Origin of the sequence: Massilia sp. IC2-476 (assembly GCF_020707295.1) — a bacterium.
In the GTDB taxonomy this organism is placed as follows: Bacteria; Pseudomonadota; Gammaproteobacteria; order Burkholderiales; family Burkholderiaceae_D; genus Telluria.
Window position 1 is genome coordinate 1 of sequence record NZ_JAJFER010000017.1, and the last position, 15192, is coordinate 15192.

Below are 15192 nucleotides of genomic sequence, written 5' to 3' on the forward strand. Positions count from 1 at the left end.
TTACTCACCCGTTCGCCACTCGCCGCCAGGTTGCCCCGCGCTGCCGTTCGACTTGCATGTGTAAAGCATGCCGCCAGCGTTCAATCTGAGCCAGGATCAAACTCTTCAGTTCAATCTCTGTTTGTTGACTCTTTCGAGTCACCGGCATTACTGCCGGGTCGCTCACTCAAAGTACTGACGAAACCTTCTTGCGAAGATTTACGTTTAATACTTTTTGTGAACATTTGATAATTTAAGTATGCAGCTGAGCAAGTCAGCCGGCACCTTCATCAAACGCCCACACTTATCGACTGTTGATTGTTAAAGAACCGTTGTTCTGTACTACCTTGCTGCACTGTGCGAAGCGTTGTGTTCGTCAGCAGCAGAGAAGTGAGATTATGCAGTGTTTCGCGTAACTCGTCAACCCCTTGTCTCTTTCGCGCTCGCTGCCAAAAAGGCTGCGTTGTGCGTCGGAGGAACGAGACTATAACAAAGCCCGACGGCGCTTACAACGCTTGCGACTATGCTATCGTCGCGTTTTTTCCACCTTATTGTTCCGGAAATGCACCTCCCACACATCGCGCCGACCGCAGACGCGGCCCTTGAGGAAGCCCTGCTCGACGCCATCAATAACAAGACCAAGCCGCTGGGAAGCCTTGGCCGCCTCGAGACCCTGGCGGCGCAGCTGGGACTGATCCAGCGCTCGACGACTGTGCGTATTGCGGATGCAGCCATCCTGGTGTTCGCGGGCGATCATGGCGTGGTTGCGGAAGGAGTCTCAGCCTATCCGCAGGACGTGACCTGGCAGATGGTAGAGAACTTCCTGGCCAATGGCGCGGCCATCAACGTGTTCGCCCGCCAGAATGGTTGCGCGCTGCACGTCGTCGATGCGGGCGTCAACCACGCCTTTGGCGAGCGTCCGGGACTGCTCGACCGCAAGGTAGCGCCAGGCACCCGCAACTTTGCAGTCGAACCCGCGATGTCGCGTCCGCAGCTCGAGACCGCGCTGGAACACGGCATAGCCCTGGTGCGCGACCTGCCCGGCACCGTCGTGGGGTTTGGCGAAATGGGTATTGGTAACACCACCGCGGCTGCGGCAATCATGCACAAGCTCACCGGCCTGCCGCTGTCGCAATGCGTCGGCGCCGGCACTGGGCTGTCGCTTGAGGGCATCCAGCGCAAGCAGCAGGTCATCGAAGCCGCCGTCGCCCGCCATACCGGCGTGAACGATCCGCTCGACGTACTGGCCACCTTCGGCGGTTTCGAGATCGCCATGATGGCCGGCGCCATGCTGAAGGCCGCCGAACTGCGCAAGGTGCTGCTGATCGACGGTTTCATCGTCACCAGTGCATTGCTGGTCGCCGCCCGCGTGCAGCCGGCGATCCTGGACTACTGCGTGTTCGCCCACTGCTCAAACGAAAACGGCCATCGCCTGATGCTCGAATCGCTCGGCGCCCAGCCGCTGCTGCAGCTCGGCCTGCGGCTCGGCGAAGGCACCGGCAGTGCCCTTGCCCTGCCCCTGCTGCATGCAGCCGCGAACTTCCTCAACGAGATGGCGACCTTCGCTTCGGCCCAGGTCAGCACCAGCTCGCAGTGAGTAAATAAAACATGCAGCAGCTACGCCTGTTCTTCATCGCTGTCCAGTTCTTCACCCGCCTGCCGATTCCGCGCTGGGTCGGCTTCGAGCAGGAGTGGCTGCACCACGCCTCACGCTACTTCCCGCTGGTCGGCCTGGTGGTCGGCGCGATCGGCGCCGGCGTATATGCGGCGGCAGCGTATCTGTTCCCGGCGCCCGTCGCGGCCGCGCTCTCGACCGCGGCGACGATCTACGCCACCGGCGCCTTTCACGAAGACGGCTTCGCCGACACCTGCGATGGCCTCGGCGGAGGCATGACGCGCGAGCGCGTGCTCGAGATCATGAAGGACTCCCGGGTCGGCGCTTACGGTGCGATTGGCGTCGTGTGCATGCTCGGCGCGAAGTGCACTGCGCTGGCGATGCTGCCGCCGGCCAGCGCCATCGGCGCGCTGCTGCTCGCGCATCCGCTCTCGCGCCTGGCCGCGACCTCGCTCATCTGGTGCATGGAATATGCGCGCGCCGAAGGCAAGGCCAAGCCGCTGGCCGAGCGCATGACGACGCCGGAGTTCATCATCGCCTCGGCAACGGTCGCCCTGGCTGGCGCCATCCTGGTCGCAACGGCGGCGCTCGATCTGCGCGCAGTGCTCGCGGCATGCATCGCCAGCGCGCTTGCCACCTGGTGGCTCGCCCGCAAATTCGCGCGCCGCATCGGCGGCTATACGGGCGACTGCCTTGGCGCCGTGCAGCAGCTGGCGGAAGTCGTGATCTACCTCGCCGTGCTGGCCACCCTGGGCCACGGCGCCCTGGCCTGATCCGATGGAACTGGTCCTGGTCCGCCACCCGCAGCCGGAGATCGCGCCCGGGATCTGCTACGGCAGGGCCGACATTTCGACATCTATCGAAGCAACCACCCTGGTCGTTGCCAGCCTGCGCGCCGCAGCCCTGCCCGGTGCTTTGTCCGTCTATGCCAGCCCGCTCGCACGCTGCAGCATGCTCGCCAATGCGCTCGGCGTTCCCGTCAGCTTCGATGCGCGCCTGGCCGAGATGGACTTCGGCGCCTGGGAGATGCAGGGATGGGATGCGATCCCGCGCGCCGAGGTCGACGCCTGGGCCGCCGACCTCCTCCACTACCGTCCCGGCGGCGGCGAGAACGTGCTGGACGTGGCACGCCGCGTGGCCGCGTTTCGCAAGGAGCTGCAGCATCCTGCCCTCGTCATCTGCCACGCGGGCACCATCCGACTGCTGTCGGCGCTGCATGCCGGCGGCACGCTCGAAGAAGCTGCGTTGCGCGCCGCAAACAGCGCCCACCGCATCGCCTACGGCGAAGTCATCGTGCTGAAAGACTGACAACGCTCCACCACCGTGCCGCAGTTTCTCCTTTATAATGGCGGCGTTTTGGTGCTCGCGGTCGTGTCCACGACCGCAGTTAAACGGGAAACACGAAGCCCTTCAACAAGGCCAACGTGTGCTGCCCCCGCAACGGTAAGCAAGTACCGCGCATGCTGAATCAGCAGCGCGGCAAACCGTCTTCCATGACCACTGTGCGAACGCATGGGAAGGTCGGACGGCCAGACTTGCCAGCCCGGATACCGGCCAAAAGGTGGAAGCGCGCCAACGGTGCGTTTCTGTTCAATCTGGCCTACGGGGACGTCGGCTGGTTGTCTTTGATGTGAACTATTCATGAACTTTCCTGTAACACGGCAAGCGGCCGCGCGTTCGCTTGCATCCGCGCTCGCACTCGCCTTCGCTTCGCCCTCCTTCGCCCAGACCCTGGACTCCGTGGTCGTCACCGCCAACCGCATGCCCCAACGCGCGGTCGACGTGATCGCCGATACCACCGTCATCCATGCCGACGAGATCGCCCGTTCCGGCGCCGGCTCAGTGGCCGACGTGCTGCGGCGCCAGCGCGGCATCGAAATCACCCGCAACGGCAGCGCCGGCGCATCCACCAGCGTGTTCCTGCGTGGCGCCAACAGCAACCAGGTCGTGGTCCTGCTCGACGGCGTGCGCATCGGCTCGTCCACCAGTGGCGTCGCCTCCTGGAACGCAGTGCCGCTCGGCGCCATCGAGCGTATCGAAGTCGTCTACGGTCCGCTCAGCACCCTGTACGGCGCCGACGCGATCGGCGGCGTGATCCAGATCTTTACTCGCAAGGGCGATGGCAGCCCCACCGTCAGCGCTGCGGTCGGCGCCGGCAGCAATGCCACGCGCAAGGCGGACGCCAGCCTGCATGGCGCCGGCGATGCGCTGCGCTATGCCTTCAGCGCCGGTTACGAAGACTCGGACGGCTTCTCGGCCACCCGTCCCGGCGCCTTTGGCTTCAACCCGGACGAAGACGGCTACCGCCGCCGCAACGCCAACGGCCAGCTGTCGTATACGCTGGCTCCCGGACATGAGATTGGCGCGCAATTCCTGCACAGCGACCTGCGCGCGCAGTACGACAGCGGCGCCGGCCCCTATGACGTCAACAACAAGCAGGACCTGAACACGGCGGCGGTGTATGTCGCCAGCCAGTTCACGTCCAACTGGCGCTCTACCCTGCAGTTCGCCCGCTCCGACGACAAACTGGGCAGCTTCACCAGCGCCGCCGCATCCGGCGCCAGCCAGATCGACACGCAGCAGGACGAGCTGACCTGGCAGAACACCATCGCCCTCGGCCCCGACACCCTGCAGCTGCTGTACAGCCACCGCAAGGAAGAAGTCGAGTCCAGCTCCACCGCCGACCTGTCGCGCAGCCGCACGACCAATTCGTACGCGGCGGCTTACTCGGCCAAGCGCGGCAGCCACCTGTTCGATGCCAGCGCCCGCCACGACCGCTCGGTCTATGGTAACAAGAACACCGGCGCCGCCGGCTATGGCTACAACTTCGGCAGGGGCCTGCGCGCCACCGCCAGCGTCGGCTCGAGCTTCCGGGCGCCGACCTTCAACGAGCTGTACTACCCGGGATACGGCCTGCCGACCAACCGTCCGGAGAAGGGCCGCAACCTTGAAGCCGGCCTGCGCTACGATGCCGGCAAGCTGCAGTTCGACGCCACCTGGTTCCGCAACCGCCTGACCGACATGATCGTCTCCGCAACGCCCTGCCCGGGCCGTGCCGGCAGCTGCGCCTACAACGTCAACGAAGCCAAACTGGAAGGCGTGACGCTGGCGGCCGAGGCACTTGTCGCCGGCGTCACGCTGCGCGGCAGCCTGGACTGGCAGGACCCGACCGACGAGACCACCGGCAAGCAGCTGGCGCGCCGCGCGAAGAAGCACGCTTCCTTCATGGCCGACAGCAGCTGGGGTGCGCTCAAGGCCGGCGCCGAACTGCAGCTCTCGGGCGAGCGCTTCGACGACGCGGCCAACCGCAATCGCCTGGGCGGCTACGGCCTGCTCAACCTGTACGCTACCTGGCAGTTCACGCCTGATGTGTCGCTGCTGCTGCGCGTCGACAACGTCGCCGACAAGCGCTACGAGCTGGCCCGGAACTACGGCACCAGCGGCCGTACCTGGTTCGCCGGCCTGCGCTACGGCATCCGCTGACGTACCAAGAGGAGACGCATGCATCACCCAGCCAACTCGCAGCGCCAGCGCGCCACGCTCGTCATCGGCGTGCTGCTGCTGTGCGCCCTTGCCAGCCTGCTGTTCGCCGGCATGACGGGCTCGGTCGCCGTGCCGCTGGCCGAGGTGCCGGACGCGCTGCGCCAGCTAACGAACGGCGAAGCAAACAGCCTGGCGGCCTCGCTGCTCGAGCTGCGCGCCAGCCGCGCGCTGACCGCCTTCGTCACCGGCGGCGCGCTGGCGCTGGCTGGCGTGATGATGCAGGCGCTGCTGCGCAACCCGCTGGCCGACCCGTATGTGCTCGGCATTTCGGCGGGCGCTTCAGTCGGCGCCCTCCTCGCCCTGCTCCTGATGGCCACCGCCCTGGTGGTCGACCTGGCCGCGCTGGCCGGCGCGGTAGGGGTGTCGATGCTGCTCTACCTGCTGGCGCGGCGCGACCTGCGCGGCGGACTCGCGCTCGAAGGCGGCACCTCGATGCTGCTGCTCACCGGCGTGATCCTGTCCTCGGCCTGCATGGCCCTTGTCACCCTGATGCTGTCGATCGCGCCGGAAGGCCGGCTGCGCAGCATGATCTTTTGGATGATCGGCGACCTGGCCGGCGCCCCGCTGCGCCTGGCACCCTGGCTGGTGCTTGGCGGTGCCCTGCTGTATGCCCTGCGCAGCGCGCGCGCCATGAACGTGGTCGCGCTGCACGCCGAAGCCGCCGCCACGCTGGGCATCCGCGTCGGCCGCCTGCGCAAGGGCCTGTTCTTCGTATCGGGCGTGCTGACGGCCAGCGCCGTGACCAGCGCCGGCTCGGTCGGCTTCGTCGGCCTGATCGTCCCGCATGCCTGCCGCTTCGCCTTCGGTCCCGACCACCGGGTCCTGATCCCGGCGGCGGTGCTGGCCGGCGGCAGCTTCCTGGTGCTGTGCGATACCCTGGCACGCACAATCATCGCGCCGCAACAGCTGCCGGTGGGCGCGATCACCGCGATCATCGGCGCCCCGGTCTTCCTCTACCAGCTGCACCGCCTGAGGAAATGACCATGATCCGGACCGAACACCTCGACCTGAAGGTCGGTAACCGAACGCTGATCCGCCAGCTCGACTGGGCCGCGCGGCCCGGCGAATGCTGGAGCGTCATCGGCCGCAACGGCGCCGGCAAGAGCACGCTGCTGCGCACCCTGGCCGGCCTGCACCGTCCCGACGCCGGCGCCGTGCTGGTCGGCGGCCGCCGCCTGGACGCCTGGGCGCCGGAACAACTGGCGCGCATCCGCGCCTTCCTTGCGCAGTCGCGCCACGACGCGTTCTCGTACAGCGTGATCGAAACCGTGCTGTCGGCGCGTCACCCCTATCACGCCGACCGCTACTGGGAAGGCAGCGACGACCACCAGCTCGCCATGCGCGCGCTCGAAGAGATGGAAGTGGCGGACCTGGCGGGGCGCGACGTGCGCACGCTGTCGGGCGGCGAGCGCCAGCGCGTCGCCATCGCGGCGCTGCTGGCCCAGGACACCCAGCTGCTGCTGCTGGACGAACCGGCCAACGCGCTCGACCTGGCGCACCAGGTCAGCGTCATGGCCCTGCTGGCCAGGCTGTGCCGCGAACAGGCCAAGACCGTGGTCATGATCGGACACGACCTGAATCTGGCCTACCGCATCTCCACCCACGCGCTGCTACTCAACGGCGACGGCCGCTGGCAGGCCGGTCCTGTTGACGACACCATGCAGCCGGCGCTGCTGGGCGACTACCTCGGCCACCCGATCGACATGATCGAGCACGGCGGCCGCCGCATTTTCCTACCTTTCGAGGCCACGCCATGAATCCGGACGACATCGATGCACTGAACGAACGCCACCGCCAGCGCATGGAGCGGAAAAAAGCCGTCATCGACGCCAAGATCGCCGCCGCCGACAAGGAAATCGGCATCATCATTGTCAATACCGGCAACGGCAAGGGCAAGAGTTCGAGCGCTTTCGGCATGGTGATGCGCGCCCTCGGCCACGGCATGAAGGTGGGTGTGGTCCAGTTCATCAAGGGCGCCATGTCCACCGGCGAGGAAAAATTCCTGCGCCGCTTCCCGGATGAAGTCAGCTTCCACGCGATGGGCGAAGGCTATACCTGGGAGACCCAGGACCGCGAGCGCGATATCGCCAAGGCGACCGAGGCCTGGGAGCAGGCCAGGCGCTTCCTGAGCGACCCGGCCTATGGCATGGTGGTGCTGGACGAACTGAACATCGCCTTGAAATACCGCTACCTCGACGTGCACACGGTGATCGCCGACCTGCTCGACCGTCCCGTGATGCAGCACGTGGTGGTGACCGGGCGCGCCGCGCCGCCGGAACTGATCGCTGTAGCTGATACGGTCACCGAGATGAACGTGGTGAAGCACGCCTTCAAGGCGGGCATCGTGGCCCAGGCCGGAACGGAGTGGTGATGGACAAGGGCGCACGCGCCGTACTGGTGGCGGCCATGGCCTCCGGCCAGGGCAAGACCAGCGTCACCGCCGCGCTGGCGCGCAAGCTGCTGCGCCAGGGCCTGCGCGTGCGGGTCTTCAAATGCGGGCCGGATTTCATCGACCCCATGCTGCTCGAACGCGCATCCGGGGCGCCGGTGCATACGCTCGACCTGTGGATGGTCGGGGTCGAGGAATGCCGGCGCCGCCTGCACAACGCGGCGCGCGAAAGCGATGCGATCCTGATCGAGGGCGTCATGGGCCTGTATGACGGCGCTCCCTCGGCGGCCGACCTGGCGCGCGAGTTCGGCGTGCCGGTGCTGGCGGTGATCGACGCCTCTGCGATGGCGCAGACCGTGGGTGCGGTAGCGCGCGGGCTGCGCGACTATGGGCCGGTGGAGCTGGCGGGCGTGGTCGCCAACCGCATCGCGAGCGAAGGCCATGCGAACATGGTGGCGTCTTCGCTGCGCGAGATCCCCCTGGTCGGATGGCTGGCGCGCCAGGACACGCCGCTGCCGGAACGCCATCTGGGCCTGGTCCTGCCCGGCGAAGTCGAGGGCCTGGACGCAATGCTCGACCGCCTGGCGGATGGGCTGCACTTCAACGAAGACGCCTGGAACGCGCTGCCCCTGCTGGCGCCGTCGGCGCCCGAGTGGCAAGACGTCGGGCGTCCGCTCGACGGACGCACCATCGCCATCGCGCGCGACGCCGCCTTCTGCTTCCTGTATCCGGCCAACCTCGACCTGCTGCAGTCGATGGGGGCGCAGCTGCGCTATTTTTCCCCGCTGGCGGACGAGCCGGTTCCCCCTGACGCGGACGCGGTGTTCCTGCCGGGCGGCTATCCGGAACTGCACTGCGAAACGCTGAGCCGCGCCGGCCAGTGGCAATCCTCGATCCATGCGGCCCACGTCCGCGGCGTGCCGATCCTGGCCGAATGCGGCGGCATGATGGTGCTGGCCGACGGCCTGACCGACAAGGAAGGCCGGCGCTGGCCCATGGCCGGGCTGCTGCCGGGCGAAGTGCGGATGCAGGCGCGCCTGGCGGGCCTCGGCGCCCATGCCCGGCCCACCGACCAGGGTCCGGTGCGCGGCCACACCTTCCACTACTCGCTGCTGGAGACGCCGGTGCCGGCCCAGTCTTATACCGTCAAGACCGGCAACGGCGCGCAGGGCGAAGCGGTCTACCGCATCGGCTCGCTCACTGCGTCCTACTTCCACGCCTACTTTCCTTCGAACCCGCCGGCAATCGCCGCGCTGTTCGGCGGAGCTGCGCCTTGAGCGTCACCCTGGTACTGGGCGGCACGCGCTCGGGCAAGAGCGGCTACGCCGAGCGGCTTGCCGAAGCCTCCGGCAAGGAGATCGTGTATGTCGCAACCTCGCGCGCGGGCGACGCCGAGATGGCGGCCCGCATTGCGCATCATCGTGAACGCCGCCCGGCCGGCTGGCGGACGGTCGAGGAGGAACTGGCGCTTGCAGCCGTGCTGCGCACGGAGTGTGCGCCCGGCCGGCTGGTACTGGTCGACTGCCTGACGCTCTGGCTGAGCAACCTGATGTTCTGCGACGGCCGCGAATGGCCGGATGTCGGCGAAGTGACGCTGCCGGAGCGCTTCCACAGCGAGCATGCGGCGCTGCTCGACCTGCTCGAGGGCGGTGTCGAGGGCGATCTCGTGTTCGTCTCGAACGAGGTCGGCATGGGCATCGTGCCCTGGGGTGCGGTGTCGCGCTGCTTTGCCGACGAGGCGGGCCGCCTGAACCAGGCGGTGGCCGCACGCGCCGACCGGGCCGTGTTCGTCGCCGCCGGACTGCCGCTGGTGCTCAAAGGCTCCGCATGCTGAGCGGCCTGTCGCTGCCCGAACTGGCCATCCTGCTGGTGGCTGGTGTCGTGCTCGACCTGCTGCTGGGCGAACCGCGCCGCTGGCACCCGCTGGTCGGCTTCGGCAGGCTGGCGTCGGCCATCGAGCACCGACTGAACCGCGGCGCCCTGCGCTTCCCGCGCGGCCTGCTGGCCTGGATGATGGCGGTGCTGCCGCTCACCCTGCTCGCCTGGCTGGCAGCGGCGCACGCCGGACTGTGGCTGCATGCGCTGCTGCTGTACGCCTGCATCGGCCTGCGCAGCCTGCGCGACCATACCATGCCGATCGTCGAGGCCCTGCGCGCGGGCGACCTGGCGACGGCGCGCACGCGCACCTCCTGGATCGTCAGCCGCGACACCCACGACGCCCAGGAAGCGGATCTGGCCAAAGCAGGCGCCGAGTCGCTGCTCGAGAACGGCAATGACGCCGTGTTCGGCACGCTGTTCTGGTTCCTGGTGGCCGGCGGTGCTGGGGCCGTCCTGTTCAGGCTTGCCAACACGCTCGACGCGATGTGGGGCTACCGCAACGAGCGCTTCAATCTCTTCGGCCGCGCCGCTGCCCGTATTGACGATGTGCTCAACTATGTGCCTGCGCGGCTAACCGCGCTGTCGTATGTGCTCCTGGCCGGATCGGGCCGCGCACGCGCCTGGCAATGCTGGCGCACCCAGGCTCCCGCCTGGAGCAGTCTGAATGCCGGCCCGGTGATGGCGAGCGGCGCCGGTGCACTCGGCGTGTCGCTGGGCGGCGCGGCCGTCTACGACGGACAGCTGGAACAGCGTCCTCCGCTGGGCGCGGGTCCGGAAGCCGTTGCGGCGGATATCGTGCGCGCCTGGCGCCTGGTGTGGCACACAACGCTGCTGTGGCTAGGCGTGATCGCTGCAGCGGCCATCCTGTGGGTGCCGCATGCTTGAACACGGCGGCAACTTGCGCGAGGCCGCGGACCTGTATGGGCGTGAGGACTGGATCGACCTGTCGACCGGCATCAACCCGCACGGCTATCCGGCGCCCGTGCTTGCACCGGACGCGTGGCATCGCCTGCCGGAGGCAAACCCGGAGCTGGTCGCGGCAGCCTGCGCGTATTACGGTGCCCCTGCCCTGCTGCCGGTCGCCGGTACCCAAGCCGCGATCCAGGCGCTGCCGCGGCTGCGCGCGCCCTCGCGGGTCACGGTGTCGGCCCCCTCGTATGCGGAGCACGCGCATGCATGGGCGCAGCATGGACACCTGCGGCGCCTGGCCGCTTATGCAGACCTGGACGCTGCGGTCGACACCAGCGATGTGCTCGTCGTGGTCAACCCCAACAACCCGACCGGCGAAACGATCGCGCCCGAGCGCCTGCTCGCCTGGGCCGACCGCATGGGCAAGCGCGGCGGCTGGCTGGTGGTGGACGAGGCATTCGGCGATACCGCCCCAAGGCTGAGCGTAGCCGCCTATACGGAACGGCCCGGCCTGATCGTGCTGCGCTCGGTCGGCAAGTTCTTCGGGCTGGCCGGGCTGCGGCTGGGATTCGTGGGCGCCGACGCAGCCACACTGCAGGCGCTGGCCGATGTACTGGGGCCATGGGCCGTCAGCGGTCCGGCGCAAAGCGTGGCACTGGCGGCGCTGCGCGACACGGCCTGGCAGCGGGAGACCTTCACCCGGCTGCAAAGCGCGGGTGGGCGCATGCGCAGCCTGCTCGCCGCGCATGGGATCGCAGCGACGGGGACACCACTGTTCCACTGGTGGGCGCAGGAGCAGCCGGAAGCCTTCCACGGCTTCATGGCGCGCCACGGGATGTGGTGCCGCCTGTTCCAGGAGGCCGGCCGCGGCATCCGGATGGGGCTGCCCGCAAACGAGACAGAATGGCAACGGCTGGAAACGGCACTTCAGGCATGGAGCAATCGATGAAACGGATGTGGATATGGGCGGCCGCGCTGGCGGCGCCGCTGGCAAGCGCGGTCACCGTGCGCGACGACGCGGGCAATGCGGTCACGCTCGACAAACCGGCGGCGCGCGTCATCTCGATGGCGCCGCACGTGACGGAAGTGCTGTTCGCTGCCGGCGGAGGCAGCCGCATCGTCGGCGCCGTGAACTACAGCGACTATCCGGAAGCGGCGAAAAGCATACCGCGCATCGGCTCGAACCGCGAAGTCGACCTGGAACGCATCATCAGCCTGAAACCCGACCTGATCGTCGCCTGGATGCACAATAGCTCCGAGCGGCAGATCGAGATGGTGCGCAAGCTCGGCATTCCGGTGTTCCTGAGCGATCCGCAGAAGCTGGAAGGGATCCCGGAAAACGTGCTGCGCCTCGGCCACCTGATGGGCACCGACGCGGTCGCCGGCCCCGCCGCGGCAGAGCTGCGCAAGCAGCTGGCCAGCTTGCGTACCCGCTACGCCGGCCGCCCGCCGGTACGCACCTTCTACCAGGTGTGGGACAAGCCGCTGTACACGCTCAGCGGCAAGCACATCATCACGGATGCTCTGCGCCTGTGCGGTGGCGAAAACATCTTCGACGCGCTGAGCGTTACCGCGCCGATCGTGTCGATCGAGAGCGTCCTGCAGGCCGACCCGGAAGCGGTGTTCGGCACGGCCGAGAAGAACTATGGCGGCGTCTCGCTATGGAAGCCCTATTCCACCCTGACGGCGACGCGCAATGACAACCTGTTCACGGTGGATGGCAACCTGCTCAACCGCGCCGGACCGCGCATGATCGCAGGGACCGCCGTGCTGTGCGAGAAGCTCGAGCTGGCGCGCCAGCACCGCAATAAATGAGCGCCCTGCCCTTCCGTACCCTGATGGTGCAGGGTACGACCTCGGATGCCGGCAAGAGCACCCTGGTCGCGGCCCTGTGCCGGCTGCTGCGGCGCCAGGGCGTACGCGTCGCGCCCTTCAAGCCGCAGAACATGGCGCTCAACAGCGCGGTCACGCTCGACGGCGGCGAGATCGGGCGCGCCCAGGCGGTGCAGGCGATCGCCGCCGGTCTCGAGCCGCATACCGACATGAATCCGGTCCTGCTCAAGCCGTCCAGCGACACCGGCGCCCAGGTGATCATCCACGGCCGGGTGCGCGCCGAGATGAATGCGCGCGACTACCACCAGTACAAGACGGTAGCGATGGGTGCGGTGCTGGAGTCGCATGCGCGACTGCTGGCGCAATACGAAGCGGTGGTGGTCGAGGGCGCCGGCAGTCCGGCCGAGATCAATTTGCGCGACCGCGACATCGCCAACATGGGATTCGCCGAGGCGGTCGACTGCCCGGTGATCCTGGTTGCCGACATCGACCGCGGCGGGGTGTTCGCCCACATCGTCGGCACACTGGCCTGCCTGTCCGAGTCGGAACGCGCGCGCATCGTCGGTTTCGTGATCAACCGCTTCCGGGGCGACATCAAGCTGCTGGAACCAGGACTCGACTGGCTCGAGCAGCAGACCGGCAAGCCCGTGCTGGGCGTACTGCCCTATCTGCACGGGATGTACCTCGACGCGGAAGACGCGGTGCAGCCGGCGCAGTCGAACCGCGGGCGCTTCCGCATCGTGGTGCCGAGCCTGCCGCGCATGAGCAACCATACCGATTTCGATGCGCTGCGCGCGCATCCGGACGTCGATCTGCGTTTTGTGCGCGCGGGGGAAGCGATTCCGGCGGCCGACCTCATCATCCTCCCGGGCAGCAAGAACACGCGCGGCGACCTCGCCTGGTTGCAGGCGCAGGGCTGGCCCGCGCACCTGGCGCGGCACCTGCGCTATGGCGGCAAGGTAATCGGGATCTGCGGCGGCTTCCAGATGCTCGGCCGTCGCGTGGCGGATCCGCATGGCGTCGAAGCCTCGGCCGGCGTGTCGGAAGGCCTGGGCCTGCTCGAGATCGAGACCGAGCTGGCGCGGGAGAAGCGGCTGGCGCTGGTCAGCGCACAAGCAAGCATGGCTGGCGGCGCGTCGTTCGCACTACGAGGCTACGAGATCCACATGGGTGTCTCGCGCGGTACGGCGATGGAGCAGCCTGCGTTCGTCATCGACGGGCGCGGCGAAGGCGCATGCTCGGACGACGGGCTGGTGCTGGGCACCTATCTGCATGGGGTGTTCGACCATCCCGAGGCCGGCGCGGCGCTGCTGGCCTGGGCCGGCCTGCGCAGCGATCACATGGTCGATACGGCCGCGCTGCGGGAAGCGAGCATCGACCGCATTGCGGATGCGACCGCGCCGGTGCTCGAGCGCCTGCTGTCTGTCATGCAACCCGGGGCAGCGGCTCAGTAAGGCACGGGAATCTGCGACAGCGCGTAGTTCGACGCGATCAGGCCCTTGAGCATGGCCAGGTCGGAGGCGGCGAACAGGCTGAATGGACGGGTAATGCGCGGCGCAGCGTCTTCCTTGAGCCCGCGCGCCACGCCGGTCGACACCACTATTGGTTCGCCCTTGCGTATCAGGAGCGCTTCCGGTCGGGCCTCGTCGCTGTTGACGTCGATCGCCCAGACCCGTCCGTCGTGCAGCGCTTTTACTCGGTCCACCAGGGTATGCCCGACAACGATGGTCTTCGCGCCGAAATGCGCAAGCACATCGTCGATCTGCGCAGCGGTCACGCGCGGGAAGCGCTCTTCAGCATCCTCGAAGTAGCCACGGTACTGCGTGACGCCGGCGGGACCAACGATCGCATCCAGTTCCGCCTTGCCGGGCATGTCGCCCATCCAGTAGCGTCGCATCGCGCTGTTCAGGTTATTCACGGTGAAGCCGGCGTCGGCGACCAGCGGGTTGACGCCGCCGTGCGTGATGACGGTACGGCCGGTCTTGATGATGACCGGCTGCAGACGCAGCCAACGTCCGATCACGGTGTCGGCACCGAAGGCCTGTGCCTGGCCGCCCATCCTGGTCAATGCATACAGGTGATCGCGGTTGGCGCGCGAGGCGTTCCCGCGCAGCAGATACTGCTCATGGTTGCCGAGTACGAGATGCACGGCACCGCCCGCGTCCTGGGCCTGCTGGCTTAGTGCGTAGAGCCGCCATAGCACTGCAAAGACGTCGCGCCCGCGGTCCACAGCGTCGCCGGCAATGACGAGATGATTGCTGCCGTAACTCCAGTTGCCGTCGGCGTCCGTGACGGCAAGCGACTTGAGGGCGGCGTCGAGGAAGCGGGCATTGCCTTCGATGTCACTGAGGATCAGGGTGTCCCCCTGGGTATCGAACACGGCATCCGGTACCCGCGGCGTGCGCGACACGGGAAACATGTGGCGCTTGCCGGCACAGTCGATGATCAGCTCGGCGTCCGAACCCGTCCGGCTCTGGACTTTGTCCTCGCAAAACCAGGTCGCTGCCCAACTGCCGTCAGCACTCCTGCGCACTACCGGGCCGTCGAGGAAGCCTGGCATGCGAACCTTGTCGCCGGTGCCGGCAAAGGTATTGAATTTGGCCGTCACGGGACCGATGGGAACAAGCAGATGCTTGTGGGCGCCGGAATCTGTCAGCTCAACGTCCGCGCTGGCGAGTGCGACACCGACGGCGACCACGAATGCGGAAAGGCTAAGCACGAGGCCGCGAACCAGATAAACACGGGTCTTCTTCATTGCTTCTTTTGCTTAGCCAAGGAAAGAATCAGTGTAGCTCAGCAAGAGCGCTTGGCGATGGGAAGAAGGCGCCGACATGTCATTACATGCGTGACGTATAGCCGGTGCCGGCGGGCGCAGAAAAGCAAAAAGCCCGCTCAGTCTTAACTGAGCGGGCTCTGCTTTATAACTAGCCTGACGATAACCTACTTTCACACTGGTTGCAGCACTATCATCGGCGCAAAGTCGTTTCACGGTCCTGTTCGGGATGGGAAGGGGTGGGACCGACTTGCTATGGTCATCAGGCTTTGA

The 15192-nt window shown here is 67.2% G+C and carries 14 protein-coding genes, 2 rRNA genes and 1 riboswitch; of the genes, 13 read left to right on the forward strand and 3 right to left on the reverse strand.

What is annotated here, in order from left to right; translation table 11 throughout:
* A 16S ribosomal RNA gene (locus LK539_RS24185) occupies positions 1-112 on the reverse strand; the annotation flags it as partial.
* A gap of 429 nt (positions 113-541) precedes the next feature.
* Between LK539_RS24185 and cobT the strand changes: the two genes are divergently transcribed.
* The 13 genes from cobT to LK539_RS24250 all read left to right on the forward strand — a co-directional run bounded on the left by cobT (position 542) and on the right by LK539_RS24250 (position 13600).
* Positions 542-1576: a nicotinate-nucleotide--dimethylbenzimidazole phosphoribosyltransferase gene (gene cobT, locus LK539_RS24190; RefSeq protein WP_227803604.1), complete on the forward strand. Its 1035-nt coding sequence runs from the start codon at positions 542-544 to the stop codon at positions 1574-1576.
* Between the two features lie 11 nt (positions 1577-1587).
* Entirely contained in the window at positions 1588-2367 is a 780-nt protein-coding gene (locus tag LK539_RS24195) for an adenosylcobinamide-GDP ribazoletransferase (RefSeq protein WP_227803605.1), read from the forward strand.
* A gap of 4 nt (positions 2368-2371) precedes the next feature.
* Entirely contained in the window at positions 2372-2902 is a 531-nt protein-coding gene (locus LK539_RS24200) for a histidine phosphatase family protein (protein ID WP_227803606.1), read from the forward strand.
* A 32-nt stretch (positions 2903-2934) separates the two neighbouring features.
* Positions 2935-3168: riboswitch (cobalamin riboswitch) on the forward strand.
* A 67-nt stretch (positions 3169-3235) separates the two neighbouring features.
* Positions 3236-5077, forward strand: a complete 1842-nt coding sequence (locus tag LK539_RS24205; protein WP_227803607.1) for a TonB-dependent receptor domain-containing protein — start codon at positions 3236-3238, stop codon at positions 5075-5077.
* Positions 5078-5095: 18 nt separating this feature from the next.
* On the forward strand, positions 5096-6118 hold the full coding sequence (locus LK539_RS24210) for an iron ABC transporter permease (protein WP_227803608.1): 1023 nt from the start codon (positions 5096-5098) through the stop codon (positions 6116-6118).
* 2 nt (positions 6119-6120) lie between these two features.
* Positions 6121-6894: an ABC transporter ATP-binding protein gene (locus LK539_RS24215; RefSeq protein ID WP_227803609.1), complete on the forward strand. Its 774-nt coding sequence runs from the start codon at positions 6121-6123 to the stop codon at positions 6892-6894.
* Positions 6891-7508 carry a cob(I)yrinic acid a,c-diamide adenosyltransferase gene (cobO, locus tag LK539_RS24220; protein ID WP_227803610.1) on the forward strand — a complete coding sequence of 206 codons (618 nt, stop codon included), beginning with the start codon at positions 6891-6893 and terminating at the stop codon, positions 7506-7508. Before LK539_RS24215 ends, cobO begins: the two co-directional genes overlap by 4 nt.
* Positions 7508-8803 (forward strand): cobyrinate a,c-diamide synthase, encoded by a 1296-nt coding sequence (locus LK539_RS24225; RefSeq protein WP_227803611.1) that lies wholly within the window; start codon positions 7508-7510, stop codon positions 8801-8803. Before cobO ends, LK539_RS24225 begins: the two co-directional genes overlap by 1 nt.
* Positions 8800-9360 (forward strand): bifunctional adenosylcobinamide kinase/adenosylcobinamide-phosphate guanylyltransferase, encoded by a 561-nt coding sequence (gene cobU, locus LK539_RS24230; protein WP_227803612.1) that lies wholly within the window; start codon positions 8800-8802, stop codon positions 9358-9360. The genes LK539_RS24225 and cobU overlap by 4 nt, the downstream gene beginning before the upstream one ends.
* Positions 9354-10289 carry an adenosylcobinamide-phosphate synthase CbiB gene (cbiB, locus tag LK539_RS24235; RefSeq protein ID WP_227803613.1) on the forward strand — a complete coding sequence of 312 codons (936 nt, stop codon included), beginning with the start codon at positions 9354-9356 and terminating at the stop codon, positions 10287-10289. Before cobU ends, cbiB begins: the two co-directional genes overlap by 7 nt.
* Entirely contained in the window at positions 10282-11262 is a 981-nt protein-coding gene (cobD, locus tag LK539_RS24240) for a threonine-phosphate decarboxylase CobD (RefSeq protein WP_227803614.1), read from the forward strand. The genes cbiB and cobD overlap by 8 nt, the downstream gene beginning before the upstream one ends.
* Complete coding sequence (locus tag LK539_RS24245; RefSeq protein WP_227803615.1) at positions 11259-12128, forward strand: cobalamin-binding protein; 870 nt, start codon at positions 11259-11261, stop codon at positions 12126-12128. The genes cobD and LK539_RS24245 overlap by 4 nt, the downstream gene beginning before the upstream one ends.
* Entirely contained in the window at positions 12125-13600 is a 1476-nt protein-coding gene (locus tag LK539_RS24250; protein WP_227803616.1) for a cobyric acid synthase, read from the forward strand. The genes LK539_RS24245 and LK539_RS24250 overlap by 4 nt, the downstream gene beginning before the upstream one ends.
* On the opposite strand, the gene LK539_RS24255 is transcribed toward LK539_RS24250, so the two are convergent.
* Both LK539_RS24255 and rrf read right to left on the reverse strand, forming a co-directional pair.
* Positions 13594-14901 (reverse strand): metallophosphoesterase, encoded by a 1308-nt coding sequence (locus LK539_RS24255; RefSeq protein WP_227803617.1) that lies wholly within the window; start codon positions 14899-14901, stop codon positions 13594-13596. The two genes, LK539_RS24250 and LK539_RS24255, sit on opposite strands and share 7 nt — an antisense overlap.
* Positions 14902-15073: 172 nt before the next feature.
* Positions 15074-15186: ribosomal RNA gene (gene rrf, locus LK539_RS24260) — 5S ribosomal RNA — on the reverse strand.
* Between the last annotated feature and the right edge of the window lie 6 nt (positions 15187-15192).

Bases quoted from the DNA above. Each gene is read 5' to 3' on its own strand.
- cobT (WP_227803604.1), top strand. From the start codon at position 542: ATGCACCTCCCACACATCGCGCCGACCGCAGACGCGGCCCTTGAGGAA.
- LK539_RS24195 (WP_227803605.1), top strand. From the start codon at position 1,588: ATGCAGCAGCTACGCCTGTTCTTCATCGCTGTCCAGTTCTTCACCCGC.
- LK539_RS24200 (WP_227803606.1), top strand. From the start codon at position 2,372: ATGGAACTGGTCCTGGTCCGCCACCCGCAGCCGGAGATCGCGCCCGGG.
- LK539_RS24205 (WP_227803607.1), top strand. From the start codon at position 3,236: ATGAACTTTCCTGTAACACGGCAAGCGGCCGCGCGTTCGCTTGCATCC.
- LK539_RS24210 (WP_227803608.1), top strand. From the start codon at position 5,096: ATGCATCACCCAGCCAACTCGCAGCGCCAGCGCGCCACGCTCGTCATC.
- LK539_RS24215 (WP_227803609.1), top strand. From the start codon at position 6,121: ATGATCCGGACCGAACACCTCGACCTGAAGGTCGGTAACCGAACGCTG.
- cobO (WP_227803610.1), top strand. From the start codon at position 6,891: ATGAATCCGGACGACATCGATGCACTGAACGAACGCCACCGCCAGCGC.
- LK539_RS24225 (WP_227803611.1), top strand. From the start codon at position 7,508: ATGGACAAGGGCGCACGCGCCGTACTGGTGGCGGCCATGGCCTCCGGC.
- cbiB (WP_227803613.1), top strand. From the start codon at position 9,354: ATGCTGAGCGGCCTGTCGCTGCCCGAACTGGCCATCCTGCTGGTGGCT.
- cobD (WP_227803614.1), top strand. From the start codon at position 10,282: ATGCTTGAACACGGCGGCAACTTGCGCGAGGCCGCGGACCTGTATGGG.
- LK539_RS24245 (WP_227803615.1), top strand. From the start codon at position 11,259: ATGAAACGGATGTGGATATGGGCGGCCGCGCTGGCGGCGCCGCTGGCA.
- LK539_RS24250 (WP_227803616.1), top strand. From the start codon at position 12,125: ATGAGCGCCCTGCCCTTCCGTACCCTGATGGTGCAGGGTACGACCTCG.
- LK539_RS24255 (WP_227803617.1), bottom strand. From the start codon at position 14,901: ATGAAGAAGACCCGTGTTTATCTGGTTCGCGGCCTCGTGCTTAGCCTT.